Origin of the sequence: Gluconobacter cerevisiae, from assembly GCF_015244675.1 — a bacterium.
Lineage (GTDB): Bacteria > Pseudomonadota > Alphaproteobacteria > Acetobacterales > Acetobacteraceae > Gluconobacter > Gluconobacter cerevisiae.
Genome location: NZ_JABCQO010000001.1, coordinates 155,399 through 181,682 on the forward strand (window position 1 = coordinate 155,399; position 26,284 = coordinate 181,682).

Genomic DNA, 26,284 nt, shown 5'->3' on the forward strand with positions numbered 1-26,284 from the left:
TCTGTCTTCCTGTCGAGACCGCTTTCAGGCCCGACGACAGGAAACGAGCCCCATGACCCCGCCCTCCCGTTACCCCCGCCGCACCGTTCTGCTTCTGTCGGCAGGCGCGACCATTCTGACGCACTCTCTGTCCAGCGCCTTCGCAGCCCCGAGCGCTCCGGTGCATATCGCGCCACAGCCCATGGCACAGGCCCTCGTGACGCTCGGGCATCAGACAGGCCGCAATATCATTTTCACCTCCGATGCCGTAGCCCATCTGCGCGCCCCTGCCGTGGACGGCACGCTGTCGCCCGACGATGCGGTCAAACGCCTACTGCGCGGGAGCGGACTGAAGGCAGAGGCCATGCCGGATGGCGGCGTCATCATCCGCAAGGACCCCTCCGCGCGCCCAAAGCCCCAGCGCCTGCGTGAAGCGCAGGCGCATGACATCGAACAGATCGTCGCCACCGGCCACCGCACACGCTCGGTCATGAGCGTCAGCGGCGACGAAATGCAGACGCTCATGCCGGGTCAGAGCCCGATGCAGGCACTCGATCTACTACCGGGTGTGACGTTCACCAACGTCGATCCGTGGGGCAATAACGAGCAGAATTCCAGCATTTACGTTCATGGCTTCAACCAGAACCAGCTCGGTTACACGATGGACGGCGTCCCACTCGGAGCCGGGGCTTACGGCAACTATAACGGCCTGTCCCCGCAGCGCGCGGCCATCAGCGAAGACATCGGTTCGACCTCCCTGTCGTCAGGTGCCGGTGCGCTCGGCACCGCCTCGACCAGCAATCTGGGCGGGACCATCGAATTCACCACGCGTGACCCGAAAAAGAAGGCCGGCGCCACAATCAACCAGACCTTCGGCAGCTATTCCACGTTCAGAACATTCGCACGCATTGATACCGGCAATTTCGGCAACGGCAATTCCGCCTATATGGCGTTTGCCCGTCAGGACGCCCGTCCCTGGAATCTCGGCAACGCCAACCGGCAGGGCGGCTATCAGGTGAACGGGAAATTCGTCCACAAGGGCGAAAACACCACCATCACCGCCTATTTCGACTGGCAGAACAAGGCCGAGCCCAACACGCAGGGCCTGACGGCCCCCACCGACCTGTATGCCCGCGGGGCCTTCTTCCCGGACCTAAACGCCGCCATGGCGGGGTATCCGGCTGAAAGCTCGACCAAAGCCGGACCGGCGACGCCCAACAACAAATATTACTTCTCCGCCGCCCAGCGGACCGACTACCTGACCTATCTGAAAATTTCCCACCGGTTCTCCCCGAACCTGAACTGGGACAACCAGCTTTATTTCCATTACGACGATGGCGCAGGCGTGGTGGCGACGTCCATCCGCACGAATGCGATCCTGACGATCCTCGGCTCCTATCTCGATCCGACCGGCACGAAATACATCAAGAACGGACAGTTCACTTACAGCGTCGCAGGCATCGATCCGAAGGTCTGGAACGCCACGGGTGGCACGGGTTTCGCCGTCCGCACCACGGAATACAGCGACTATCGCGGCGGTCTGATCAGCGCGCTGCATTACCGCCTTGGCCATCACAATATCGAACTGGGCGGCTGGTATGAGCGCAACAACAACGAACAGGGCCGCTACTGGTATCCGCTGACCAAGAACGACACGCTGACGCCCTATTTGCGCCCCACCAACCCGTTGTTCACGCAGTGGAACAACGCGTTCTACACCAACACCTTCGTCACGCATCTTCAGGATAGCTGGAAAGTCACCTCCCGCCTGACGCTGACGGCAGGCTTCAAGTCCGAGATGGTCTATACCAACGGCACCCTCCCGGTGGCCGCCCTGCCGCAGTCGCTCGCCTCTTCGGTGAAGGGGGCGAAAAAGATCGTCGATACCAGCACCAATACTGTCGCGGGTGGCACTATTCCGTCCTACAAACCATTCCTGCCCGCCTTCGGTGCGCTCTGGAATGTCACACGGCACGAACAGCTTTTTGCCAACATTCAGGAGAACATGAACTCCTTCGCCGCCACTGGATACGGATCGACCTCACCCTGGGCGGTGTCGGACCAGGCGGATTTCGAGAAGTTCAAGCGCAGCGGTAAGCCGGAAACATCCTGGACGTATGAAACCGGCATCCGCACCAGCCATCCGATCGACACGCGTATCCTGACCGGGATCAGCGGGCAGCTCGAATATTATCACGTTGATTTCTACAACCGCCTCGGCACCATTTCACCGCCGGGTCAGGGCATTTCCGGCGTCGGCAATACGGTGGCAAACCTTGGCAGCGTTTCCACGAACGGCATGGACATGTCGTTCACCCTGCGCTTCGGATCACATTTCTCGATCTATAACGCCGTGTCCTATGTCAGCAGCATTTACGGCAACGACTTCATGGATGGCGCGACGCTCTATGCCACCAAGGACAAGAAGGTCCCCGCCATTCCAGCATGGTCCGACAAGTTCGCCGTCAACTACAATCAGGGCGGCTTCAATGCCCAGTTCAGCGGCAGCTATATGGGCGTCCGTCCGGGGACCATTACCAACAGCGTCATGGTGCCGCCGCGCGTGCAGCTTGCTTTCAGCTCCAGCTATACGTTCCACCAGATCCCGCACATGAACAGCCTCAAGCTCCAGTTCAACGCGAGCAATCTGACGAATGCACGTTCCTGGTCCACGATCTCCGCCGGAGATGCCAACACCTATACTGGCTACCCCACAGCCCCGCGTATGTTCTTCGGAACGGTCTCCGCAGCCTTCTGAACACAGAACACCCATTCCCCCGACAAATCAGGGAATGGGTCTCAGGAACGTGCCGCTAACGGACTGAACTGCCAGACATTTTCGGAGGCCGGACACCGCCCTTTCAGGCCTCCCTCGACCTCCCGGCTTTGCAGACATCTGACGTCGTAAACCTTGTCGTAAGCAGTACGCACAAAGTTTTCGTCGACGGAAAACGGCGGTCCCTTCAGACAGGACTGATCATAGGTCAGCGTTACGAGCAGTTCGGGCACAGGACCGGTCAGGGCCAGAAGATGGGCGACATAAGCCCGTCGCAGATCTTCCGGCAGGGCAATCAGCGCAGCACGGTCATAAATACCTTCCACCGGACCAACGACATCCTGCGTCAGGTCGAAAATATTGCCTGCAAAAATGCTGATGTCTGATGCCGAAAAACGCCGCAGCGTCCCGACCTGAATGACCTCCGGCGTGACACCGAGATCGCTGAAGAATCGCTCCACCGCGATCTCGCTGAGTTCACATCCGATCACCTGATATCCCTGCCCGGCCAGCCAGACCATGTCCTGACTCATCCCGCACAGAGGCACGAAAATCCGCGCTCCAGCCGGCAGATCCAGCGCGCCGAAATAGCGGGTCAGAAGCGGATTGGCGCGCGCTTCATGAAAGCCCGTCTCCCCACGTTCCCATTTTTCCTGCCAGAAAACGGCATTCGACGCTGCGTCCATCACTTCGGCGATCCTCATTCCCTATTGGGCCGATCCTGTGCCCTCCTGTCCCGATGAGGCAATGGCCTCCCCGCAGAAAATATGAGAAAAGCCGCTCATGGTCATGCTCACCCCCTCCCAGCGGCAGGCGCTCGACGAAATCATTGCCGCCCATGCCGCAGGACGGCCGACACATCTGCTGACGGGATATGCGGGCAGCGGCAAAACGACGCTGATGCAGGCCGTCGCCCGGCATTTCATGAGCAAGAAAAAAGTCGTAGTCATCACGGCCCCGACCCATAAAGCCACGGCTGTTCTGCGCTCCAAAGTGGACCGGGACGTCGACTGCCGCACGATCCAGAGCCTGCTGAGCCTCCAGCCCTCCTCGCAGGGCACGACCACGACCCTCGTCCGCTCCAAACGACCCCAGACGATCGCTGATGGCATCGTCATCGTCGATGAATGTTCGATGCTCTCGGCGGAGCTGATGAACTGGATCCGCGATCTGCTGCGTTACTGCTTCGTACTGTTTGTAGGCGATCCGGCACAGCTTCCGCCTGTCGGGGAAGCCGCCTCCCCTTCGTTTTCCGTGCCCTCACGCTCCCATCTCGACACCGTCGTACGACAGGCCGCAGGCAATCCGATCCTCGAAGCCGCAACCCTCATCCGCCAGAGCCAGGGCGGTGAAGCGGACTGGAGCTGGGTCCGCGATGCCCGTCAGGAACAGACCGGCCTGTTCCTGCCCAAGGATGTGGAAAGCTGGGTCCGCAAGGCCTTCCTGTCCGACGCCTTCGACGCCGATAACGACTGGTGCCGCTATCTGTGCTGGACGAACGCGCGGGTGCATCAGATCAACCGGATGGTCCGCCTCTGGCGTTATGGCGGCGAAACACCGACACCTTTCATGCCCGGCGAGCGTGTCGTGTCCCGTGCACCGTTTTCCATCCAGCAGGAAGAAAGCGGCCCGCGGCAGGCCATCGCCACAAACGAGGAAGTCCTCGTCATGGACATCAAGCCCGGTCGGCTGTCTTACAAATTCGAGCTGTGCAAGGACGTTCCGGCATGGGTGGCCGATCTGGCCTCATGGGAGGTCACGCTGCTGACCATGGCAGGCGAGGAAATCACCGGCCATATCGTACAGAACCCGAAGGATCTGGAAGCCGTGGACCGGCGTCTGGTACAGGAAGCTAAGCAACAGCACCGCCGCTGGAGCCACCGTTTCGCGTTTCAGAATGCCCTGCTCCAGCTTCAGGCGGTCTATGCCATGACGGTTCATACCGCGCAGGGCAGCACGTTCAAAAACGTGTTCGTGGATCTCGGTGATATCGGCCGCCGCGCCCGCCAGAGCCCGCTGGAGACGCAGCAGCTCTGCTATGTGGCGGTGACGCGCGCGACGGACATGGTATTCCTTGTCAACACGGCGAGTCTTTCCGTTTGATGGGCCGCGATGCCCAGAGCGACGCCAGAATGGACCCCGAAACATTGTGCCAGACGGAGAAAACAGCGCCCGGCAACGCAGCCAGCGGGGAAAAATAAAGCCGTCCCAGTGTCGCGGCGAGGCCGGAATTCTGCATCCCGACTTCCAGTGCCAGCGTCCGGCACACACTCTCGTCAAACCCAAGCAGTCGCCCGCCCCAGTAGCCACCCAGAAGCCCGATCCCGTTATGCAGAATCACGGCCAGCAGCATGATCGGACCAGCCTCTCTCAAAGACGGCCCCACACCAGCGACAATCGCCCCGATGATAAGCAGGATCGACACCATCGCCACCAGCGGAAGCGCAGGTTCGACCCGCCGCACTGCGCGATGCCAGAATGTATTGATCACAACGCCCGCCAGAACGGGCAGCGCCACCATCGTCACGATGCTGCGAAATAGCGCCCAGCTATCCACCGCCACCCCTGCCGAAACATAGAAGCGCACCAAAAGCGGCGTCGCCACGATTCCGACGAGTGTGGAAAACGCACTGATGCTGACCGACAGTGCCACATCTCCGCGCGACAGATAGATCATGACGTTGGACGCCGTTCCGCTCGACACGCACCCTACCAGAACCATACCCGTCATCAGTGCAGGCGACAGCCCCAGCAGATGCGCGATCCCCCAGGCTGCAAGCGGCATGACAAGATAATGCAGCCCCACCCCGGCCAGAACGGGCGCGGGCCGACGGAGGATACGCCCGAAATCGGCTGGGGTGAGGGACACGCCCATCGTGAACATGACGAACGCCAGCAGTGGCGTAATAACGGGAACGAGTGTCAGGAACGCTTGAGGCAGGAGAAGGGCAAGCCCGGACACCACAATGGCCCAAAGCGGGAAAAGACGCATCACCACCGCAGCAGGACCGTTTCGTAGAAACATTCTTCAGGTGGCATATGGCCCATCGTAATGAAGATAACAAAAACGTTCTTATGCCGGGAGGCAGCAGTTCCGTCATCTTTTTCCGACATGCACCCGGAGGAATGCCCAACCTGAAAAATGCCATTAACCTTAAGGTAAGATCGAGCTGTCTTTATTATTTTCATGAGGAATCGAAGATTGCCTCTCAGCTTTTTCGGGAGTGGCCTGCACGGCCTGATCAATAACCCATGCAGTATTCATGACACCTGATCCGCCCACTTTGCTTGGGTACAGCACGGTTATTTTCCTGCTTCTGGGCATTCATTTCATCCTGTCCGAATTTTCCGGCAGACGGTGGTCCCGAATGGCGTGGTACGCAGCCCCCTTCTTTCTGGGCGCAGTCTCCGGCCTGTTCTCTACTGTCCAGACCATTCTGCCGGGACAGTGGGGGCTCCGGATGAGCTCCATGTTCATGATCATGGCTTACGGAGCCGCATGGCAGGCCATGCGAATCATACTCGGTTATCGTCCGCGGGTTTTGCCGGTTCTGCTGGTCTGCATCGTCTTTTTTGTCCTTTCTGCACTCTCTGGTCGGACAGGACTGTTTCATGTCCTCAGCACGGCCTTTCGTCTGGCCGCGCTTGCAATGCTCCACCTTCTGGGGATCTGGAATCTGCGGAATGCAGACCAGATCACAACCCCCGCACGGCGCAATCTGCAAAGACTTCTGACCCTCTATGCAGGGTTTTATCTCCTTCTGGTGGCTCTCGTCCTGTGGTTGCCTGCCCCTCTGGGCGCCGCTCCCGCGACAATCTGGGCCGTTGCGACCTACAATTTTCTAACCGTAGTCGAAGTGACGTTGTTCGCTCTGGGTATGATTGCAATCCCGTGGGAGCAACTGGCGTTCAAGCAGAAGGAACTGATCCTTCAGGATCCCCTTTCGGGAGGAGGCAACCGCCGGGCCTTTCAGGAATGGCTGGAGAATGACGGAAAAAGCTGCGCCCACGAAGCGCTTCTCATGGTTGATATCGACCATTTCAAAAACATCAATGACGTTCATGGCCATGCAATCGGGGACCAGATCATCATCGCCATGGGCCACGTCTGCAAGGACCTCCTTTACCCGACGACAACGCTGTTCCGCATCGGTGGAGACGAATTCGTCGTCGTCTTCCAGTGCGGCAGTGTCGACGAAATGCTCGCAACGGCCCAGCGCCTCCGCAACACGTTCTCAACCGAAACCCGTCTGATCGGGGAAGAAGGTATCACGGCGACACTCAGTATTGGCGCAGCCCTCTGTCCGGGGACAGGAATCAGTCGGACAGATCTTCTGGCGCGGGCCGACAATGCTCTTTATGCCGCCAAACAGACAGGCCGTGACCGCGTGGTCCACTTCGCGCAGGAAGAGTACAGTTCATCGCCTGACATATCCCGTATTTCCGAACCACATCTCTGAAAGCCCGGACCTTCACTCTTTCCCAAGTCCGACTGTTCGGACGTCCGCGGCCGTGATCAGAAGCTCCCTGTATCGCGCCAGCCCAGCCCAGCCCAACGCGACGAGCAACGCTGCAATGGAAAATGTCGCAACCCACACTGGGATTGCCGTGGACGCACGCTCCGCAAAACACAGCACCAGCGCCACAAGTGGCAATACAAACCTGCCTCCCGCTGCCCTTTGCAGCCACGCAGGTTTCTGAATGCGCGCAAAACGCAGCATTTTCGGCTCATGGCAAGCCTGCAGAAGCAGGAACAGGCTCCATAAAAACGTGCAGAGAATGATCGTCACAGCCGACGCGCCATCTGGAACGAGACGAGCGCCAGAAAGAACGCCACCAGATCCGTCGCGGCAAAAACCGTTGGGACATGAAAAAACGTAACCCCCGGTCGTGTCGCAACGTCCAGCGGAGTCAGAAAAAGGCCAAGCCCCGCCAGACAGAAAAGCTGGATTTTCCACCCCTGAAACGGGCGACCAAGAAGGCTCCATACCATTCCCGAAACGGCGCTAAGCACCCAGACAGCCAGAAAGACATGCCCCTCCGCCAAAGGACGGTCGTGCAAGGCGACGGGCAAGAGACGATTGGCCCAGAAAAAAGCTAGCGTCCCCAGCGGCAGGCCCACAATACTGCCGATGGCCAGCCCCTCGGCAATCCGGAACATGAGCCTCTCCCCTGACTGACGACGGCGTTTCATCAGGAAAATGATAGACCCGCTCGCGAACATGACGGCACCCATTGCTCCTGAAATGAAATACAGCCAGCGCATGCCCACCCCCGTCCAGCGTGCGTAATGCAGCCCTTTCAGAACCTGTTCCGTGTGGGTGATGGCGCCGGGCAGCAGGACATGCCGCAGAACATGACCATCCTCCGCGCTGAAATCGACATGCTCGCGTGTCAGTAACGGACCTGAGGCATCGGTCCGGGATATGAGGATATTCTGCGGCTGGAACAGGATATATCCGGTCTGGCCCGCCCCAATCGTACGCTCGGCCTCCGCCACGAGGGGAGCCAGCGGCGGGAAAGATGGGGGAATTGAAACGGCGGATTTTTCGGGTCTGCGGGGTGTGGACGGCACAGAGGTCCGGAAAGCGTTTTCAATAGATGCGAGATAGGACACAGGCGGAAAAAGCGTCCGCGCGCGGATGAAGGTGCCGCTATAGGCCATCAGCAGTATGAACGGCAGGAACACAACAGCGGCCACCACATGTACGTCCAGCCATGCCCGCAATCTGGCCGCAAAAGGACGCAGGAGCATCAGGTCGGAGACAAGTCCCTTCAGATGGATGATGATGCCCGAGCCGATTGTCAGCAGAAGCGCCAGCCCGACAAACGCAACAAGCGTTTCTCCATAGACGCCGGAACGCATCGTGTAATGCAGATCGTAAAAGAATGTTCCCCCTGCGGTAGCCCGAACGGTCAGGCGTTCTCCGGTCTTTGGATTGTATGGGACAGTCAGGAACTCGTGCCCGTCATGATGCTCCAGACGCAGATAGGGATCACGCCTGGAAGGCAGGGTTATGAACGGCTTTTCACCCTGCACAAGCAGGTCATGCACGGCAGGGAGCACATGATCCAGAGATTGCGGAGAAAACGCCTCTGTCTGCGGCGAGGCCTCCGGCTGGAGCCAGCGCGTGAGTTCGGTGTCGAACACGGCAAGGCAGCCTGAAGCAAAAACGCAGAACAGCAGGAGCCCAGCGGCAAAACCGACCCAGGCGTGCAGCCATCCCATCCGGGTGCGGAGCGTATCCTGCATCAGGAATGCAACAGGACGGCCAGAAGGGCCACGACGCCGACCACCCCGGCAATGATCCCGCCCCGCAACGGATTGCGTGTTCCGAAAGCGAGCAGAAACAGTAGCGGAAACGCAGCGACCGCAATCATCTGCCCCAGAACCGTCGCGTCATGCCGTACAGGAGGCCCCCATTTCAGGGCACCCAGCGTGATGAAATGCGCCGCCATCCAGACCAGCGCAAACACGAACACCGCACGCCAGATCCACCGGCGCGCAGGTGATGACACGATGGCCCCGGAACGACGGGAGCGTGCGGCTGAGGAAATTTCGAAGGTCATCAGAAATTCGAGCGCAAGGTAAACATGAAGTTCCGGGGCTCACCGTAATAGTTGTAATAATAAAAATTGCCGAGACGCTGATAATAGCGCGTATTGGAAATATTGTTGAGGTTCATGGTCAGCGCCAGATAGCGGTTCCACTGATATCCGATCTGCGCCGAAGCGGTGATGTAACCGGACTGCGTGACAAGGCGATTGGTGCCGAACGTCCCGCTCTGCGCATTGATACCGCCCCCGATGCTCCAGATGTTTTTCTGCGCGCCCCGATAGGGTTCGAACCGATAATGCGTCCAGAGTTTCCACAGGTGCCGCGGCGAATTCCCGGCATAGGCAAGACCTGCATTCGAGGGCGTGCCGTTATCAACGATGCGGTTGTCATTATAGGTGTAGCTTGCATTGATGTCCCATCCCGGCAGGGGACGACCAATCACTTCGGCTTCCGCACCCTGACTGCGCGTTTTACCCGCCGCGACGTAACAGGTGGCGGTATGGCTCGGCCCACAGGTCGGGTCCAGATCGCTGTTAGCGATTGCATCGTTACGCTGCACGATCTTGTATCCCGCCATCGTGAAGCTCAGCATCTGGTTGAACAGCGCGCCTTTCATGCCGCCTTCAAGCTGTCCGCCCCGTACCGGCTGAAGCTGGCGTCCATCCACGCCATAAGCGGACTGGGGGCTGAACGTGTCCGTATAGCTGGCATAGAACGTGATGTGCGGCAGAACGTGATAGACCAGCGCGGCATAGGGCGTGAGAATACCCTGCTGGTCGATGGACGTGCTGGTCACAGCACCCGGCACCAGATCGCGTGATTTCTGCACGTATCCGCTGATGCGCCCACCCAGCGTCAGGAAAATACTCGGCATGAGCTGAAAGCGCCCCTGCCCGTACACGCCCCACTGTTCGGTCGGCTGCCAGCTCCGGCTTTTGATGGAGGGGAGAATGGCGCCTGAAATCGCGCCATAATCGCTGATCGGCAGACCGGCCAGAGCCGCGTTCGTGCGGGAATTCACGCTCGCCCCGCCGCCTTCATAGACATAGCGGTTATAATTCGCGCCAATCATAAGCGTATGCGTCCGGTTCAGAAGATGCAGCGGTCCGGTCAGATACCCGTCCACACTGTCGTTGGTCTCGCTGTAAAGAGAGCGGGCCGCCACGTAATTCGCTGTCTGGGTCTTGGCATTATAGGCGTTGATATAGCTGTATTGCAGATTGGTGTCGGCCGTCCTGTGCCGCCCTGTGACACGTCCGACCCAGCCCGCACCAAAGCGCCGTTCAAGTTGTGCCATGACTTCGGTCGTGGGCACCTGCCCCTTGTTCCAGTCCGATCCAATGAACGTATTGCGCGGCAGATTGAGGTCTGCCCCCGTCCCGCTCATGCGCGGCAGGCCCATATAGCGTGTCGTGTCATTGGACTGCGACGTGACGGAAACGGTCAGGGTGGTGCGCCGATCGATATGGACGTCCGTTACGCCATAGATCGTCCAGCGACGGTCGTAGGCATTCTTATAGAAGAAATCGCGATCGGTGCCGGCCATGACCAGACGGGCAGATACGATTTTCGAGTTTCCGATCGGCCCATCCACATCGACTGTGACGTGATAGTTGTTCCATGAACCGGCACTGAAAGATGCATTGCCCTGAAATGTTTCGGTTGGGCGTTTATGGACGAAATTGATGCTGCCGCCTGGTGTGCTCGAACCCTGCAACACCCCATCAGGGCCGCGCAGGACCTCGATCCGGTCATAAATCGCAAGATCGAACTGCTGGGCAAGCTGAAGGCCGCCTGTCGCGGGCGATCCATCATACTGGGCCGCGAGCTGGAAACCACGGGACGAAAACCCCGCCGTACCATCGCCATACAGATTGACGTTGACGCCCGCGACCTGTTTGAGCGCGTTATCGACCGTGAAAAGATTCTGGTCCTTCATCTGCTGCGTGCTCAGAACAGAAATCGACTGCGGTACGTCTTCGGGCCGTAACAACATGCGCGTCGTGGACACTGCGCGCACGGTATAGGTCCCGGTGCCGTCCGTAGAAGCGGTTGTGCGATGTCCATGAACCAGAAGCTGCTCGACGCTGCCGGGTACGTCTGCATCCGTTGTCACAACAGAAGAGGTTTTTCTCTTCGTGGAGACCTTGCCCTGTTCATATTCCGTCGCAGAAAGATCCACAGGAGCCGTCTGCGCCATCGCCTCTTCCCATCCGCCGGATAGCAGCGCAATGGCATACAGGGTTTTTCTGAACCTCGTTCCCGGGCGGGAACCGAAAGCCGGATTATTCCCTGTCTGCATCATACGCGCTTTCGAGTGGTCGTGTTTGTCAGTGCCTTCCGACAGAAGGAATAATGCATCTCTATATGAGAATAGTTCTTATTAACATAGAGGCATTCAGCTTTTGTCGACAAAAAAGCCTTTCTGAAAACATACGAAACGCTTTCAGTCCCGAATACGGGGCCCGGGTAGGGAAGTGACGTTCACAGAGGAAGCCTGAAGCGATCCGTCGAATCCTGAATATCGGGCCGGAAAAACGAAACCCGCAATATTCATAAACTCCTGACAAAACAGCCGCGCGCAAACCATTTTGCCAACCTCCAGACAATCAGGAGCTCACCCTGAATTTTTGGGTTTCCGTGATGCGCTCAAAGTGCCAAAAGCCCTCGCGTTCGGGACGCTCAGGTCACCGTTCCAGTCAGGACGTCCACCGTGTTCAAAACGCTCTCCGGCCCGGCCATTGCCGGTCTCTGCGCCCTGTTCGCATCGACTTTCATTGCCGTAACGACCGAAGTTGCTCCGGTTGGCCTGCTGATAGACATGGCCAAGTCCTTCAACATTACCGAAGGCCATGCCGGATTGGCCGTAAGCGCCTATGCAATGCTCGTCGCGTTCGGAGCCGTCCCCATTACGATCGCCACGAGCCGCATGGACCGCAAGATGCTCATGCTGATCTGTCTTGGCGGTTATGTCGTCTCCAATCTCGTTTCCGCGATGGCGCCGAGCTTTGGCATTCTCTGCGTCGGTCGAGCTTTGGGCGGCCTGTCACATGCGCTGCTGATGTCTATTGCCGCCGCTTATGCTGCCCATCTTGTTCCCGAGCGCATGACAGGACGCGCCATTTCATTTGTTTTTGGAGGGACGTCTCTGGGGTCGGTACTGGGCGTCCCAGGAGCAGCCGCGATCAGCCAGTTCACAAGCTGGCGTGTGGCGCTGTACGTCATCGCAGCTCTTGCCGCGATGCTGACAATCTTCATTGCGCTTTATCTGCCGTCCGTGCGCGGGGCGGATACCAAAGCTCTCAAAGTTCCGACCATCCGCTCCCCACATGCTGCACGAATTTTTGGCATCGTGATCTGCGTCAACGCTATTTTCTTCTTCGCGCATAACCTGCTGTATACCTACGTCTCCCCGCTGCTTCTGGCGCATGGTCTGCCCGAGCATCTGCTCAGCATTGCGCTGCTCATCACAGGACTTGTCAGCATTTTTGGTCTGTGGGCGGCGGGACAGGTCGTGGATCGTTGGCCTGCGGGCGGACTGTTCGGCGGTGGCATCGCCATGCTCACAGGCATGATCCTTGTTTACGGACATCTGGTTTCCGCATGGCCGAGCGTCGCGGCCGTGGGCCTGTGGTGCATGGGCTATGCTGCCATCATTCCTTTCGTCATGTCCGGTGCCATCCGTGCCCGTGCGACCAGTGCGGATGTCGCGGGCGCTGCCGTCAACAGCAGCAGCAATATGGGCATTCTGCTGGGTTCAGCGATAGGCGGCCATCTTCTCAATACACTGGGATTTGCCGTGCTCTGCCCTGCTTCCATCGTCATCGCACTGGGCGGCATCCTGCTCGCAGCTTTCAATCCGGCCGCTTTCCCGCGCAAACTCCAGCACGACTGACCCACAATATTCAGGCGTTGCGAAAACGCTCTTCAATTCCATAACGCGCAGCCCGGATGGCTTCGGGCAGATCTTTCCCATTGGCCAGTTCCGCCGCCAGAGCACTGGCAAGCTGACAGCCCGTTCCCCTCAACTCGAATGAAAAACGCGGGGAACGGAAGGCCAAGGGAGAAGACCCTGTTTCATACAGAATATCCTCAGAAACCGAAGACGGCAGATCATGGCCGCCCTTCAGCAGAACGCTCCGACAGCCCCGAGACAACAGCGCGTCAACAACTGCCTCGCGTCCCGCCACCGGAGCCATTCCCAACGCAGCAGCCAAGGCCGCCAGCTCTGGCAGATTAGGGGTAAGAATAGTGGTTCGGGGCAGAAGCAGCGCGATCAGAGCCTGCACGCCTTCCGGGTCCAGCAGAGCATGACCGGAACTTGAACAGAGCACCGGGTCCAGCACCACGGGCACATCTGGCAGAAACGACGCAACAACACGGATCAGAGATGCGTTAAACAGGGCACCGATCTTAACGGCCGAGATCCCCGTTTCCAGCGCCGCTTCGATCTGCGTGGCCAGTAGGGCTGGAGCAACGGGCTCCACTGCCAGAACGCGATGGTCGGTCTGGGCCGTGACAGCGGTGACAGCAAGGCGGGCGGTCTGCCCGCCCCCCTGAACCGCCAGCAGATCCCGTGCAAGACCAGCGCCCCCGCTGGAATCCAGTCCACCGATTAGCAGAACAGGCAGTGTCATCGTCCTGTCGTCGCAATGAACGCGGGAACACCAGCCTGTGCGGAAAAGCGTTTTGCGGCCCGCCAGGCCCGCAGACCACTGGCACAGACAAAGACGGTCCTGCCCGTATCCTTCGTCAGCGTTTCCGGGTGCTCGATCGGCCCGCGAACGGCCCAGGACACGGAGGGCGGCCCCTGCTCTTCCAGCCCCCGCAGGTCGAAAACGCGGTCTTCCGCGCGAATCTCCTCAAGCCCGAGGATGAAGGGGCCCTCATTTTCGGCAGAAACCGCTGTATCGAACCGGAAAGACGAACTTCTCCAGCGTTCCAGATCCAGCGTCATCATCTGCCCCAGCGGAGAGGGCTGCGTCTCAAGCAGAACGGAGAGCACCATCTGCGCCTGTATGGCCCCGAGTGCCGCAACAGCAGGCCCCATCACACCGGCTTCCGCACAATTCGGCAGAATAGCGGGAAGATCCGGGAAAACAGCCCGGTAATCCGGGGCCGTGGCGCAGAACCCGCCCGCATATCCCGACCGTCCAAGCGCCGAAGCACTCACGAGAGGCAAACCCGCTTCAACACACAGATCGGAAAGCAGATAGGTGACGGCCACGCTGTCCGCCGCATCCACGACCACGGACACGTCCGTCAGGAGGCTTCGCGCCAGCACCGGCTCCAGACGTTGCGCCACGGGTATGATCTGACAGTTCGGATTCAGGTCCGACAGCCGATCGGCCACGCAAAGCGCTTTGAGGCTGCCGATATCGTCCATGCGAAAGAGCGTCTGGCGATGCAGGTTGCTCTCGTCCACACGGTCATGATCGACCACCGTGATCCGCCCGCATCCAGCACCGACAAGCGCGGGCAGAACAGTCGCGCCCAGACCACCTGCACCCACGACCAGAACATGGGCTTCCAAAAGGCGTTTCTGATCCGCCACACCCTGCGGGAAAAGCCCGGTCTGTCGCGAATAACGACTCATTGTCTGTAGGCCTGCGTCGCGGCGACCCATTCCCGACAGCGCGCCACCGGGTCTTCCGCCTGCTGGATGTCCGTCACAACCGCCGCACTGTCCGCCCCCGCCGCAAAAACCCCTTCAAGACGCTCCGGCGTGAGACCTCCAATGGCGACAAGCGGCGTATCCCCAGCGCGGGTTTTCCAGTCCCGGACGCGCTCCAGCCCCTGCGGTCCCCATTTCATTTTCTTCAGAAGCGTCGGATAGACCGGGCCGAGAGCGACATAGGCCGGTTCGAAAGACAGAGCGCGTTCAAGCTCCGCCGGATCATGGGTGGACAGCCCGAACCGGATGCCCGCACGCCGCAGAGCGTCAAAATCGGCGGTCTCCATGTCTTCCTGGCCGAGATGGACGAAATCGCATCCCAGTTCCAGCGCAAGTTGCCAGTAATCGTTGATGACAAGCTGCGCGCCATGTGTCTCGCAAAGTATCCGCGCATGACGGATCTGACGGCGGAGCTCTGCGTTCGGCTTGTCTTTCAACCGAAGCTGGACCAGACGCACGCCACAGGGCAGCAGCGTTTCAAGGAGCGAAACGTCCCCCACCAGAAGGTAAAAGGGATCAAGCACAGTCATCATACCAGTTCCGCCAGACCGAAAACCGGCGTCGAGGCGCAGGCCATGTCCCGTCTGGGCATCAGCCCGGCCTCGAACGCTTCCCGCCCTGCCTGAATGGCGCGACCGAACGCCCGCGCCATGGCCGCCGGGTCCACGGCCTTGGCCACCGCCGTATTGAGCAATATCGCGTCAAGCCCCATCTCCATGGCCTGTGCCGCCTGACTGGGCGCACCGATCCCCGCATCCACAACCAGCGGAATACCGGTGAAATGCGCCCGCATGGTCCGCAGACCTTCAGGATTGCGCAGCCCCTGCCCCGATCCGATCGGCGCGCCCCACGGCATCAGAACCTTGCATCCGGCCTCAAGGAGTTTTTCCCCCACGATCAGGTCTTCGGTCGTGTAGGGAAACACCTCGAACCCCTCTGCGCACAGCACGCGTGCGGCTTCGACGAGCGCGAACGGGTCCGGCTGAAGTGTGTCGGCATGGCCGATGACTTCCAGCTTGATCCATGATGTTCCGAACACTTCGCGCGCCATGCGGGCCGTGGTGACGGCTTCGCGGGTCGTATGACATCCTGCCGTGTTCGGCAGCAGGCGACAGCGACTTTCGGACAGGATATTCCGGAATGCCGCACCCGCAGCGCCTTCCCGCCGCAGCGAGACCGTGATGATCTCTGCGCCGGACGCCTCGATCGCTTCCAGCAGAACCGCGGGCGACGGATACTGCGCCGTCCCAAGCATCAGCCGCGACGTCAGATCAACACCATAAAACATGTCAGCCTCCCTGCATCGGAGACAGGACTTCGACCTTCATGCCCTCGTCCAGACGGGTTGCGTCACGCATGGAACGGGCAATGAAATCACCGTTCAGGGCCGTGGCCACGCAGGGCGCATCGAAACCCTGCTCGCTCAGCAGGTCGGCCAGCGTCAGGGCCTGTGTCCTGATGACCTCGCCATTCAGATCAATCCGCATGCGTATAAATCTCCGCAAGTTCTGCCGCCAGTTGCTCGGCGCAGACAGGCGCCATGAGGAAACCGTGGCGGTACATCCCGTTGACGTAACTCCGCCCCCCGACATGGCGGACGGCCGGGATATTGTCAGGAAAAGACGGACGCAGCCCCGCACCCAGTTCGAGAATTTCGGCCTCAGCAAAGCCGGGATGCAGCGTGTAGGCCGCCGAAAGCAGCTCCATCGCCGCTCGCGCCGTCACCGGCCCGGGACGGGCACTTTCCACCATGGTCGCCCCGATCATGTACCGATCCCCGTCCCTTGGAACGACGTAACAGGGGAAACGCGGATGCAGCAGCCGGACCGGCCGCGTCAGCGCTACGTCCGGGGCATGCACGATCAACATTTCCCCCCGCACACCGCGCAGATCGGCGAGATTGTCCCGCGACGCCAGCCCGCGACAGTCAACGACATGACCGCGCGGCGTCCCGGAACGGAAGGTCACGCCTTTCGCAAGCAGGCTGTCACGCAGACTGGCAAGCGCTTTGCGCGGGTCCAGATGCGCTTCGGTCGGGAAGAACAGTCCGCGCGCAAACCGCCCCTCCAGATCCGGCTCCAGATCGCCGGGGACGACCCAGTCGTGCTGTTGCGTGGCACGCGCAAAACGATCCAGTTCGGCGCCATCACGCGGCGGGGCAACGACGAGCGTGCCACGCCGTGTGACGTCCGGAACGTGGGCCGCCCACCAGTCCACCGCCGCCTGCCCCTGCGCCACGATCAGGTCGGGCGCGCTTTCCCCCTCGCAGAACGGGGCCAGCATCCCCCCCGCAAACCGTGATGCCGCCTCTGGACTGCCCTCCGGGACGATGACTTCCACGTCAAGACCCCGGTCGGAAAGAGCCGTGGCGCAACACAGCGCCGCAACCCCCTCCCCCAGGACGGAATGGATCATTCTGCCGGTTCCGTCACGGGAACATAAAGTTCACCGCCTTCCCGGAATTTCCCGGCCATTTCTTCCATCCCGGCCTGCTTTTCCGCTTCTGCCCGAATGTCATGGGAGATTTTCATCGAGCAGAATTTCGGACCGCACATCGAACAGAAATGCGAGACTTTGTGCGCTTCTTTGGGGAGGGTCTCATCATGCATGGCCCGCGCCGTATCGGGGTCCAGACCCAGATTGAACTGGTCTTCCCACCGGAACTCGAACCGCGCGCGGGACAGCGCATCGTCACGCATCTGCGCGCCCGGATGTCCCTTTGCCAGATCCGCCGCATGCGCTGCGAGCTTGTAGGTAATAACGCCGGTTTTGACGTCATTCCGGTCCGGCAGGCCCAGATGTTCCTTGGGGGTCACATAGCAAAGCATCGCCGTGCCGAACCAGCCGATCATCGCCGCACCAATAGCGGAGGTGATGTGGTCGTAACCCGGCGCAATATCGGTCGTTAGTGGGCCAAGCGTGTAGAACGGTGCCTCATGGCAATGTTCGAGCTGCTTGTCCATATTGGCCTTGATCTTGTGCATCGGCACATGACCCGGCCCTTCGATCATGACCTGACAGTCCTTCGCCCAGGCGATTTTCGTCAGTTCCCCAAGGGTTTCCAGCTCCGCGAACTGCGCCGCGTCATTGGCATCCGCAATCGAACCGGGACGCAGTCCGTCGCCCAACGAGAACGAGACGTCATAACGGCGGCAGATGTCGCAGATTTCATCAAAATGTTCGTACAGGAAGCTCTCGCAGTGATGATGCAGGCACCATTTCGCCATGATGGAGCCACCGCGGGAGACAATGCCCGTCACGCGGCGCGCCGTCAGCGGGATCATGTGCAGGCGGACACCGGCGTGGATGGTGAAATAATCCACCCCCTGCTCCGCCTGTTCGATCAGCGTGTCGCGGAAGATTTCCCATGTCAGGTCTTCCGCAATTCCCCCGACCTTCTCCAGCGCCTGATAGAGCGGAACCGTCCCGATCGGCACGGGCGCATTGCGGATGATCCAGTCGCGGATGTTGTGAATATTACGGCCCGTCGAGAGATCCATAACCGTATCCGCGCCCCAGCGGATGGACCACACCATTTTCTCGACTTCTTCTTCCATCGAAGACGTCACGGCCGAATTGCCGATATTGGCATTGATCTTCACAAGGAAATTACGGCCAATAATCATCGGTTCGAGTTCGCGATGATTGATGTTGGCGGGAATGATGGCGCGACCCGAGGCAATTTCCTGCCGCACGAATTCCGGCGTCACAAAATCCGGGATGCTGGCTCCGAAATCCTCGCCGTCGCGCGCCTCTTTCAGGGCTTCCGCCCGGCCGATATTTTCGCGGATGGCGACGAATTCCATTTCCGGCGTGATGACCCCCGCACGCGCATAGGCCATCTGTGTGACGGCGCGATTCCCAACAGCCCGCAAGGGACGACGCTGCTGCGGAAAGCTCGGAGTCAGACGATCCCCCTGTGCAAAACCGTTATCGGCTGCCGTGATCGTCCGCCCCTCATACTCTTCCACGTCCCCACGATCGCGAAGCCAGTTTCCCCGGTTGTCCGACAGGCCCTTTGCGATGTCGATGCTGACGGCGGGATCGGTATAGGGGCCTGAACTGTCATAGACATTCAGCGGACATCCACCCGAAACCGCAATCTGCCGCAGCGGCACCGCGATGTCGTGATGCACGCCACGGACATGGATCTTGCTGGAGGCCGGCAGAGGGCCAGTCGTAATAGCGGGAATGGAAGCGTTCATGTGGTGTCTCCTCAAGCGCACTCGAAAAGACCCAAGAAACGTGAGGCAGAAAGGGAGCCGCCGCCCCCAGTGCCCGATAACGGACACGGAAAAGGCCAAAACGGCCCGAGAGGGACACGCCCTCCGGTCTTCCTACGCCAGCATCAACTGGGTCAGGTTCAAAGGGTCGCCTCACCGTGACGCCGGTTTCCCGACGTCACCAATTGGCCTCTCAGTCCCCTAGGCGGGACTCCCCTGACAGAGTTCGACAGTGCTGGAGAAGAGCAGAAAGATCAAGACCCGACAGATCTGGCGAAAGGGGTTCGCCTTGAAGTTTGATGGCAATTTATTGTCACGAAAACGAGAGGGCGCCTTGGTATGGGGCAGTCACAAATTTTCGAAAATTCGCTCATCAGCTCGGGATAAGGACACAACATGCAGATTATAGATTTTATTATTCCCACGAAATAACAAATTATTCTATGGAAATTGTTTCGGAGAGTAACATTGCATTTTAGGTATGTTTTTAGGCAACACACAGGCATTAAATTTTCGACTGAAGAATAAACAGTTTTTTCGACAGTAAAGCCAAGCTATCAGGCAAATTATGTTGTTTTTACGGAATGACATTATCCGGTAACGAATCCACCAGTTTCCCATCCAACGTGAGGATTGTGTTTTTATGAAAGCCAGATCAGCACCACGTCGGAACATCATGCTTTTCGCCTTTTCCGCGCTCACCGGGGCCGCTGTCACAGCCCCCACTGGCTCCGCGCAGGCACAGACCGTCAGTGCGTCCCAGGACAGCACTGCCGCCCCCAAACAGACCAAGTCCCAAAGCCGTGCTGCTACGGGAAAAACATTGACAACCACATCATCGCGCAAGGCGGTGTTGCAAAAAGCCTCCGCAACCGGCGTCAATTCAACCCGCGCAGAGAGCGTCGTCGTCACGGGCACATTGTTCCACGATAAGAACCTGAGCAGCGCGTCTCCGATCGAACAGATCACCGCCAAACAGCTCCAGCAACGCGGCATCAAGACCGTGACTGACGCCCTTCAGCTTCTGTCGTCCAACGGTTCCGGCAACCTGACCAACGCCTTCTCCGCAAACGGCGCCTTCGCAGGCGGCGCATCAGCCCCCTCCCTCCGCGGCCTTCAGACATCCGCAACGCTCGTGATGATGGACGGCATGCGTCTCTCCTACTATCCCGCGGGCGACGATGGGGCGCGTAACTTCGTTGATACGAACTGGATGCCCGCATCTCTGGTGCAGACCATCGACGTACAGCAGGATGGCGGCTCCGCACTGTACGGTGCTGACGCCGTGGCCGGCGTCATCAACATGATCACGCGCGAACAGATCAAGGGCTTCGAAGGCAACGCCGAAGGCGGCCTCAATCAGGCTGGATATGGCGGCCATCAGCGTCTTTACGCCAATTACGGCGTGGGCGATGTGGAGAAGGATGGCTACAATTTCTATGTCAATTCGGAATATCAGTCCGATGACATGATTACCAACAGCCAGCTCGGCTATCCTTACAACACCAGCAACCTGACAGGTATCGGCGGCGGCAACGCGGACGGAAACATCCTTGGCCCGGATGGAACATTCAGCAATGCTGTCACGCAGACCACAGGCGTCGTGGCCAAAGCCGTCGACAGCAGCGGCAAATCCCTCAGCGGCTATCAGTTACTCAATCCGACTTCAGGCTGTAACGGTTTGTCCGGCGCACATTCGGGCTATGTAACCGGCACGCCGACAGGTTCCGTCAGCAGCCTGTGCCAGCAGGACACTGTCTCGAAATACAGCGTGATCTCACCTTATGATCGCCGTGTGGAGGCCACCGCGCATCTCACGGTCAAGCTCGGACCGCGCGCCAAGCTCGTGAGCATGTTCACCTACTCCCAGAACCTGTCTTCCTACACCGGCACACCCAGCGCGTTTTACGCCAACACACAGTCGCAGCTCGGAACGAGCAAAGGCGTGCTGGCCCCGGCCTATCTGCCCGACGGCTCCCTGAACCCCAACAATCCTTATGCGTCGCTTAACGAAAGCGCACAGCTTTACGGACGTTTCATCGACCCTACAGAGGTCACGCAGTTCTCCCAGAACTATCGCGGCTCCATGCATTTGACGGGCTGGGAGTCTTCAAGCTGGGGCGGCGACTGGAACTACGATTCCAGCATGGTCGGCATGAATACCGATCTTTCAACGAAATACGGCAATTACATCAATATTGGCGATCTCAATAATGCGATTGAGAACGGCACCTATAACTTCGTCGATCAGAGCGCCAATTCCACCGCAGCAAAGAACGCCATCGCGCCGACAGAAATCGTCCATTCCAAGACGGAAGAATATTCCTGGCAGGCGTCCGTCACCAAGGGGCTCGTCCGACTGCCCGGCGGCATGCTGAACCTCGCGATCGGAACAAACGTCCGTTACGAAGGCTTCAGCGCGCCAAACGCCAACCCGGTCGACACCACCGACGTCAACAACCAGTACGAAAGCATCAACCCGTTCAGCGCGATCGGCCATCGTTACGTCTATTCCGGCTACTTTGAACTGAACGCCCCCATCGTGAAAATGCTGAACGCCGATTTCCAGGGGCGTTACGACTCATATTCCACAGGTTTCAGCCATTTTTCTCCAAAAATCGGCGTCACGTTCAAGCCAAGCAAGGAGTTCATGCTCCGTGGGACATGGTCGCAGGGCTTTCAGGTTCCGAGTTTCTATGAAACCAACGGCACCACCATTGGCTATACGTCCTATGGCCCGTCGAACCTGACCTGGATCAACCAGCATCTGGATGCCAACGGCAGCAAGGACAGCTACGCACAGGCTTACAGCCTCGGCGGCCAGAGCGTCGGCAATCCAGACCTCAAACCCATGACAAACAACACCTTCACGGGCGGCCCGGTCTTTCATCCCTTCCCGTGGATGACGTTCAGCGCGGAATACTGGTATATTCGCGAGAAGAACGTCATCGTCTCCAACCCGACCCCGGCAGCAACCGTGGCGGCGGCCTACGAGGCCATGAACACCAACCAGACGGTCATGATCGACGGCAATACCGTCGTCCCGGACATTGCGGACCCGCTGCATCCTGACGCGCCGCGCCGTGCGGGCATCATTGAATCGTCCTACATCAACGCCAACAGCATGATGACCGACGGCGTGGATCTCAACCTTTCGATCACCCATCGCCTCCCCGGCCCCCTGAAGATGATCAACTGGTACAGCAACGGCCACGCAACATGGGTCCACCGCTTCAACCAGACCATTCCGGGTGTCGGCGTTGAGCGTTTCGCCGGAACCGAAGGCCCGTGGAACACGACCTCAGCCTCTGGAACGCCCCGCTGGCGCGCCAACTGGCAGAACACCTTCACCTGGAACAAACTCTCAACGACCTTCACCGTCTATTACACCAGCGGCTATCACGGCACAGCAGAAGACAATGACGGCCCGGGAACAGCCGGAAACTGCAATTACGCCCTGTATCAGAATGTCAGCAGCTTCTATCCGTCCCAGTGCAATGTCCGCCATTTCTGGGATCTCGACATGACTGTGAACTACCAGTTCAACAAACAATGGGCTGGTTACGTCAACATCTACAATCTGGCCGGTTTCAAGGCACCGTATGATTTTGGCACCTATGGATCCTATCTCTACAATTCGTCCTGGGCGCAGAGTGGTGCTTTGGGGCGGGCCTTCCGTTTCGGAGTTACAGCAACACTGTAAGGCGTGATGCACAACACAATCAGGCGCTCCTGTTCGCGCACGGCATTCCTCATGGCGATGATCGCCATGGGGGTGCCCCGAGCCTTTTCGGCCCCCTTCGCGCCCTCCGGCATGGCGGAGGCGTCTGCGCCTTTCGCCCTCCAGTCAGGCTCCGGCCCGGACTGGAGCCTGTCCGATGCGGACGGCCCCACGAAAAACGAAGTCCTCACGGCCCGTGCCGGAAGCGGCCTGACCGGCCTCCGAACGCTTCGCCTCGACACCACTGCGACAGATCTGCGGACCGTCATCGCAAAGCCGAACTCCGCCTTTCGCATCAACAGACAGTCGCATCTCACCTACGCCATTTTTCCTGTCGCCGACGCGCTCTCCCTGACGGATGACGCGACAGATACCAGCCTCGATATTCTGTTCACCGACGGCACCCGCGCCTCCACACTCGGCGCCCGCGACCTGTCCGGCGCTGCCCTGACAGCACAGGGTCAGGGCGCAGGACGCGCACTTTATCCCAACCAGTGGACACTCGTGGACGTTCCTCTCGGCAATATTGCCGCAGGCCGGACTGTCGCAGCCGTTGAACTGGCGTCCCATGCGCCCAACGGCACAACCCGGCGCGTTTATCTCGATGCCGTCTCCATCGCCGATCGTCCCGATCAGACCGGCCTGACACCCGCCGACCTCGTAGATACGCGCCGTGGCACCAATGCGAACGGCCATTATTCGCGTGGGAACAATTTTCCCGCCGTGGCGGTCCCGCACGGCTTCAACTTCTGGACGCCCGTGACGCGGGGCAATTCCAACTGGCTTTACCAGTATCAGGAACGCAACGGCCCCAATAACCATCCGCGCCTCGAAGCCCTCTCTTTAAGCCACGAGCCCAGCCCGTGGATGGGCGATCGCAATACTTTCCAGATCATGCCCGCTCTCGGACCCGACGCGCCTTCCGCAGATCGAACCGCACGCGTCATCGGCTTCACGCACGATCACGAAACCGCCCTGCCCTACCGCTACGCCGTCACGCTGGATAACGGAATCACGGCGGATCTGTCCCCGACCGACCACGCGGCCATCCTGCGTTTCCGCTATCCCGACGGCACAACGCGCGGACAGGTCGTGTTCGACAACATCACCAATCAGGGCCGCCTGAAGATCGCTCCGGACGGACGCAGTGCGGACGGCTACACGGATGTCGCCAGCGACCTCTCCACCGGCGCAAGCCGGATGTATGTCCATCTGGAATTTGACCGTCCCGCCGTCGCACAAGGCCGCCTGACCGGCCAGAAGCGCGACGATGTGCAAGCCTGGGCCGCGTTCGACACCACAGCCAACCCCACGGTCACGCTCCGGATCGCAACGTCCCTCATCAGCCTCGATCAGGCGCGATACAATCTTGCGCTCGAACTGCCGCCCGGCGCCACACTGGAAACAGCCGCCCAGAGCGCGAAAGCCGCGTGGAACAGCAGGCTGGACCGCGTTCAGATCCCCGGCGCACCTCTCGACGAGCAGCGCACGCTCTACGGCAACCTCTACCGCCTCTATCTCTACCCCAACAACGCGGCTGAAAATGTCGGCACAATCGATGCACCGCATCTGCAACATGCCAGCCCGTTCCAGCCGAGAAAGCACCTCGACAGCCCGACGCAAACCGGCGTTCCTGTTCTGGACGGTCCGCTCTACGTCAATAACGGCTTCTGGGACACGTACCGCACGGCATGGCCCGCTTACGCGCTGCTGACACCCGAGGAAGACGGCCAGTTGATCGACGGCTTCGTCCAGCAATACCGCGAGGGCGGCTGGATCGCGCGCTGGTCTTCGCCCGGCTATGCCGACCTCATGACCGGAACGAGCGCGGACGTCGCCTTCGCGGACGCCTACGCCAAACATGTCCGCAACTTCAATGTCGCAGCCTTCTATCGCGCAGGCCTGAAGGATGCGACCGTCATGCCCGACAATCCGGGCGTGGGCCGCAAGGGCCTCAACCGCTCCATGTTCCGAGGCTATACCGACACCGATACGGACGAAGCCCTGTCATGGTCCAATGCCGCCACGCTCAATGATTTTGCTCTGGGTGAAATGGCTGTCTCCCTGTCCGCCGCCGCGCCCGATGCGACAAAAGCCGATTACGCGGCGGAAAGCTGGTATCTGCACAACCGGGCCCTGAACTACGTCCATCTGTTCGACCGGGATGTCGGGTTTTTCGTTGGTCGCCGCCCGGACGGACAGTGGAGAGTCCCGAAAGAACAGTTCGATCCGCTCGCCTGGGGGGGCGACTATACCGAGACGAACGCCTGGACCATGGCTTTTGACCCCGTTCAGGACGGGCAGGGACTGGCCAGCCTCTATGGCGGACGCGACGGACTGGCGCACAAACTGGACGCCTATTTCGCAACACCCGGCGTCTATCACACCGGCGCCTATGGCGGCGTCATCCACGAAATGCGTGAAATGCACGACATCCGCATGGGCCAGTACAGCCACAGCAACCAGCCCGCACATCATATCCTCTATCTGTACGACACCGCCGGTCAGCCCTGGAAAGCACAAGATAAAATTCGCGACGTCATGAACCGGCTGTATCGCGGCACGGCGATCGGTCAGGGCTATCCGGGCGATGAGGATAACGGCGAAATGTCGGCCTGGTGGGTCTTCAGCGCGGCGGGGTTCTATCCCCTGAGGATGGGCACGCCGACTTACGCCATCGGCGCGCCGCGCTTTGAGACCATGCGCCTGACGCTCGGAAAAGGACACATCCTGACAGTCCGGGCACCCGGTATCAGCGACCGCAATCGCTTCGTCCAGTCCGTCAGCCTGAACGGCAAACCGCTCACGCGCTGGTGGCTGGACCATGACGACATCGCGGACGGAGGCGACCTGCTGTTCCGCATGGGGCCGCATCCGTCGCACTGGGGAACAGCGCCAGAAGCGTCGCTGCCCTCCCTGACTCCCGCCGGGCACAGTCCTGACCCCGCGATCGATCTGACCGATATCGCCGGAGCGACGCATACCGGATCGGAGGCGCTATTCGACAATGACGCCCTGACTTCCGCTTCCATCGGAACCACGGACGTCACCGTCACCCTCCCTGCCGGAGCTTCCGCGCTTGCCTATACGCTCACCTCCACCGACATGCCCGGCCATGCTCCGTCCGCATGGGACGTACTGGCTTCGGATGACGGAAAGACATGGCAGAAAATCGACCATCGCGAGAACGAAACATTTCCATGGAAACACCAGACACGCCCGTTCCTTCTCCCCGACCGTTCGCCACACAGACTGTATCGCTGGCATGTGCTCCAGCCGACTTCTGCCGAGGCTGGAGAGTTTGAACTGCTGGGCCACACGCAGCCCTCGTCACCCTGAAAGTCTTATTTTC

General features: G+C 59.7%; 19 protein-coding genes and 1 riboswitch. Of the genes, 6 read left to right on the plus strand and 13 right to left on the minus strand.

Features of this window, described 5'->3' with window-relative positions; translation table 11 throughout:
- The first annotated feature begins 52 nt into the window (after window positions 1-52).
- Window positions 53-2,737 (plus strand): TonB-dependent receptor plug domain-containing protein, encoded by a 2,685-nt coding sequence (locus tag HKD21_RS00645; RefSeq protein ID WP_194253755.1) that lies wholly within the window; start codon window positions 53-55, stop codon window positions 2,735-2,737.
- Between the two features lie 41 nt (window positions 2,738-2,778).
- Here HKD21_RS00645 and tmpT read toward each other — a convergent pair whose 3' ends face one another.
- Entirely contained in the window at window positions 2,779-3,459 is a 681-nt protein-coding gene (tmpT, locus tag HKD21_RS00650; RefSeq protein WP_228120661.1) for a thiopurine S-methyltransferase, read from the minus strand.
- 79 nt (window positions 3,460-3,538) lie between these two features.
- Between tmpT and HKD21_RS00655 the strand changes: the two genes are divergently transcribed.
- Window positions 3,539-4,858, plus strand: coding sequence for an ATP-dependent DNA helicase (locus HKD21_RS00655; protein ID WP_194253756.1), 1,320 nt, complete (start codon window positions 3,539-3,541; stop codon window positions 4,856-4,858).
- On the opposite strand, the gene panS is transcribed toward HKD21_RS00655, so the two are convergent.
- Window positions 4,833-5,780: a ketopantoate/pantoate/pantothenate transporter PanS gene (panS, locus tag HKD21_RS00660; RefSeq protein ID WP_194253757.1), complete on the minus strand. Its 948-nt coding sequence runs from the start codon at window positions 5,778-5,780 to the stop codon at window positions 4,833-4,835. The genes HKD21_RS00655 and panS overlap by 26 nt on opposite strands.
- Window positions 5,781-6,018: 238 nt before the next feature.
- On the opposite strand from panS, the gene HKD21_RS00665 reads away from it, so the two are divergent.
- On the plus strand, window positions 6,019-7,215 hold the full coding sequence (locus HKD21_RS00665; protein ID WP_194253758.1) for a GGDEF domain-containing protein: 1,197 nt from the start codon (window positions 6,019-6,021) through the stop codon (window positions 7,213-7,215).
- 12 nt (window positions 7,216-7,227) lie between these two features.
- Here HKD21_RS00665 and HKD21_RS00670 read toward each other — a convergent pair whose 3' ends face one another.
- The 4 genes from HKD21_RS00670 to HKD21_RS00685 form a co-directional block, all read right to left on the minus strand.
- Window positions 7,228-7,476: a hypothetical protein gene (locus HKD21_RS00670; protein WP_228120668.1), complete on the minus strand. Its 249-nt coding sequence runs from the start codon at window positions 7,474-7,476 to the stop codon at window positions 7,228-7,230.
- A gap of 65 nt (window positions 7,477-7,541) precedes the next feature.
- Window positions 7,542-9,008 (minus strand): PepSY-associated TM helix domain-containing protein, encoded by a 1,467-nt coding sequence (locus tag HKD21_RS00675; protein ID WP_194253759.1) that lies wholly within the window; start codon window positions 9,006-9,008, stop codon window positions 7,542-7,544.
- Window positions 9,008-9,325, minus strand: coding sequence for a hypothetical protein (locus tag HKD21_RS00680; protein ID WP_228120670.1), 318 nt, complete (start codon window positions 9,323-9,325; stop codon window positions 9,008-9,010). The genes HKD21_RS00675 and HKD21_RS00680 overlap by 1 nt, the downstream gene beginning before the upstream one ends.
- Entirely contained in the window at window positions 9,325-11,619 is a 2,295-nt protein-coding gene (locus HKD21_RS00685) for a TonB-dependent siderophore receptor (RefSeq protein ID WP_228120672.1), read from the minus strand. The genes HKD21_RS00680 and HKD21_RS00685 overlap by 1 nt, the downstream gene beginning before the upstream one ends.
- A gap of 408 nt (window positions 11,620-12,027) precedes the next feature.
- On the opposite strand from HKD21_RS00685, the gene HKD21_RS00690 reads away from it, so the two are divergent.
- Window positions 12,028-13,209, plus strand: a complete 1,182-nt coding sequence (locus tag HKD21_RS00690; RefSeq protein ID WP_194253760.1) for an MFS transporter — start codon at window positions 12,028-12,030, stop codon at window positions 13,207-13,209.
- Between the two features lie 10 nt (window positions 13,210-13,219).
- Here HKD21_RS00690 and HKD21_RS00695 read toward each other — a convergent pair whose 3' ends face one another.
- Genes HKD21_RS00695 through thiC form a run of 7 tightly spaced genes read right to left on the minus strand, consistent with a single transcriptional unit; the run spans window position 13,220 to window position 19,193 of the window.
- Window positions 13,220-13,951: a hydroxymethylpyrimidine/phosphomethylpyrimidine kinase gene (locus HKD21_RS00695; RefSeq protein WP_194253761.1), complete on the minus strand. Its 732-nt coding sequence runs from the start codon at window positions 13,949-13,951 to the stop codon at window positions 13,220-13,222.
- Window positions 13,948-14,910: a HesA/MoeB/ThiF family protein gene (locus tag HKD21_RS00700; protein ID WP_228120673.1), complete on the minus strand. Its 963-nt coding sequence runs from the start codon at window positions 14,908-14,910 to the stop codon at window positions 13,948-13,950. Before HKD21_RS00700 ends, HKD21_RS00695 begins: the two co-directional genes overlap by 4 nt.
- Complete coding sequence (locus tag HKD21_RS00705) at window positions 14,907-15,521, minus strand: thiamine phosphate synthase (protein ID WP_228120676.1); 615 nt, start codon at window positions 15,519-15,521, stop codon at window positions 14,907-14,909. Before HKD21_RS00705 ends, HKD21_RS00700 begins: the two co-directional genes overlap by 4 nt.
- Window positions 15,518-16,276, minus strand: a complete 759-nt coding sequence (locus tag HKD21_RS00710; RefSeq protein ID WP_194253763.1) for a thiazole synthase — start codon at window positions 16,274-16,276, stop codon at window positions 15,518-15,520. The genes HKD21_RS00705 and HKD21_RS00710 overlap by 4 nt, the downstream gene beginning before the upstream one ends.
- Before the next feature lies 1 nt (window position 16,277).
- Window positions 16,278-16,475 carry a sulfur carrier protein ThiS gene (gene thiS / locus HKD21_RS00715; protein ID WP_194253764.1) on the minus strand — a complete coding sequence of 66 codons (198 nt, stop codon included), beginning with the start codon at window positions 16,473-16,475 and terminating at the stop codon, window positions 16,278-16,280.
- A complete protein-coding gene (locus HKD21_RS00720) occupies window positions 16,465-17,403 on the minus strand; it encodes an FAD-dependent oxidoreductase (RefSeq protein ID WP_194253765.1) in 939 nt (312 codons plus the stop codon). Before HKD21_RS00720 ends, thiS begins: the two co-directional genes overlap by 11 nt.
- Window positions 17,400-19,193 (minus strand): phosphomethylpyrimidine synthase ThiC, encoded by a 1,794-nt coding sequence (gene thiC, locus HKD21_RS00725; protein ID WP_194253766.1) that lies wholly within the window; start codon window positions 19,191-19,193, stop codon window positions 17,400-17,402. Before thiC ends, HKD21_RS00720 begins: the two co-directional genes overlap by 4 nt.
- Before the next feature lie 112 nt (window positions 19,194-19,305).
- Window positions 19,306-19,439, minus strand: a riboswitch (TPP riboswitch).
- Window positions 19,440-19,854: 415 nt separating this feature from the next.
- Here thiC and HKD21_RS00730 point away from each other — a divergent pair.
- Complete coding sequence (locus HKD21_RS00730) at window positions 19,855-22,914, plus strand: TonB-dependent receptor plug domain-containing protein (protein WP_194253767.1); 3,060 nt, start codon at window positions 19,855-19,857, stop codon at window positions 22,912-22,914.
- 6 nt (window positions 22,915-22,920) lie between these two features.
- Window positions 22,921-26,271: a GH92 family glycosyl hydrolase gene (locus tag HKD21_RS00735; RefSeq protein WP_194254068.1), complete on the plus strand. Its 3,351-nt coding sequence runs from the start codon at window positions 22,921-22,923 to the stop codon at window positions 26,269-26,271.
- The last annotated feature ends 13 nt before the right edge of the window (window positions 26,272-26,284 follow it).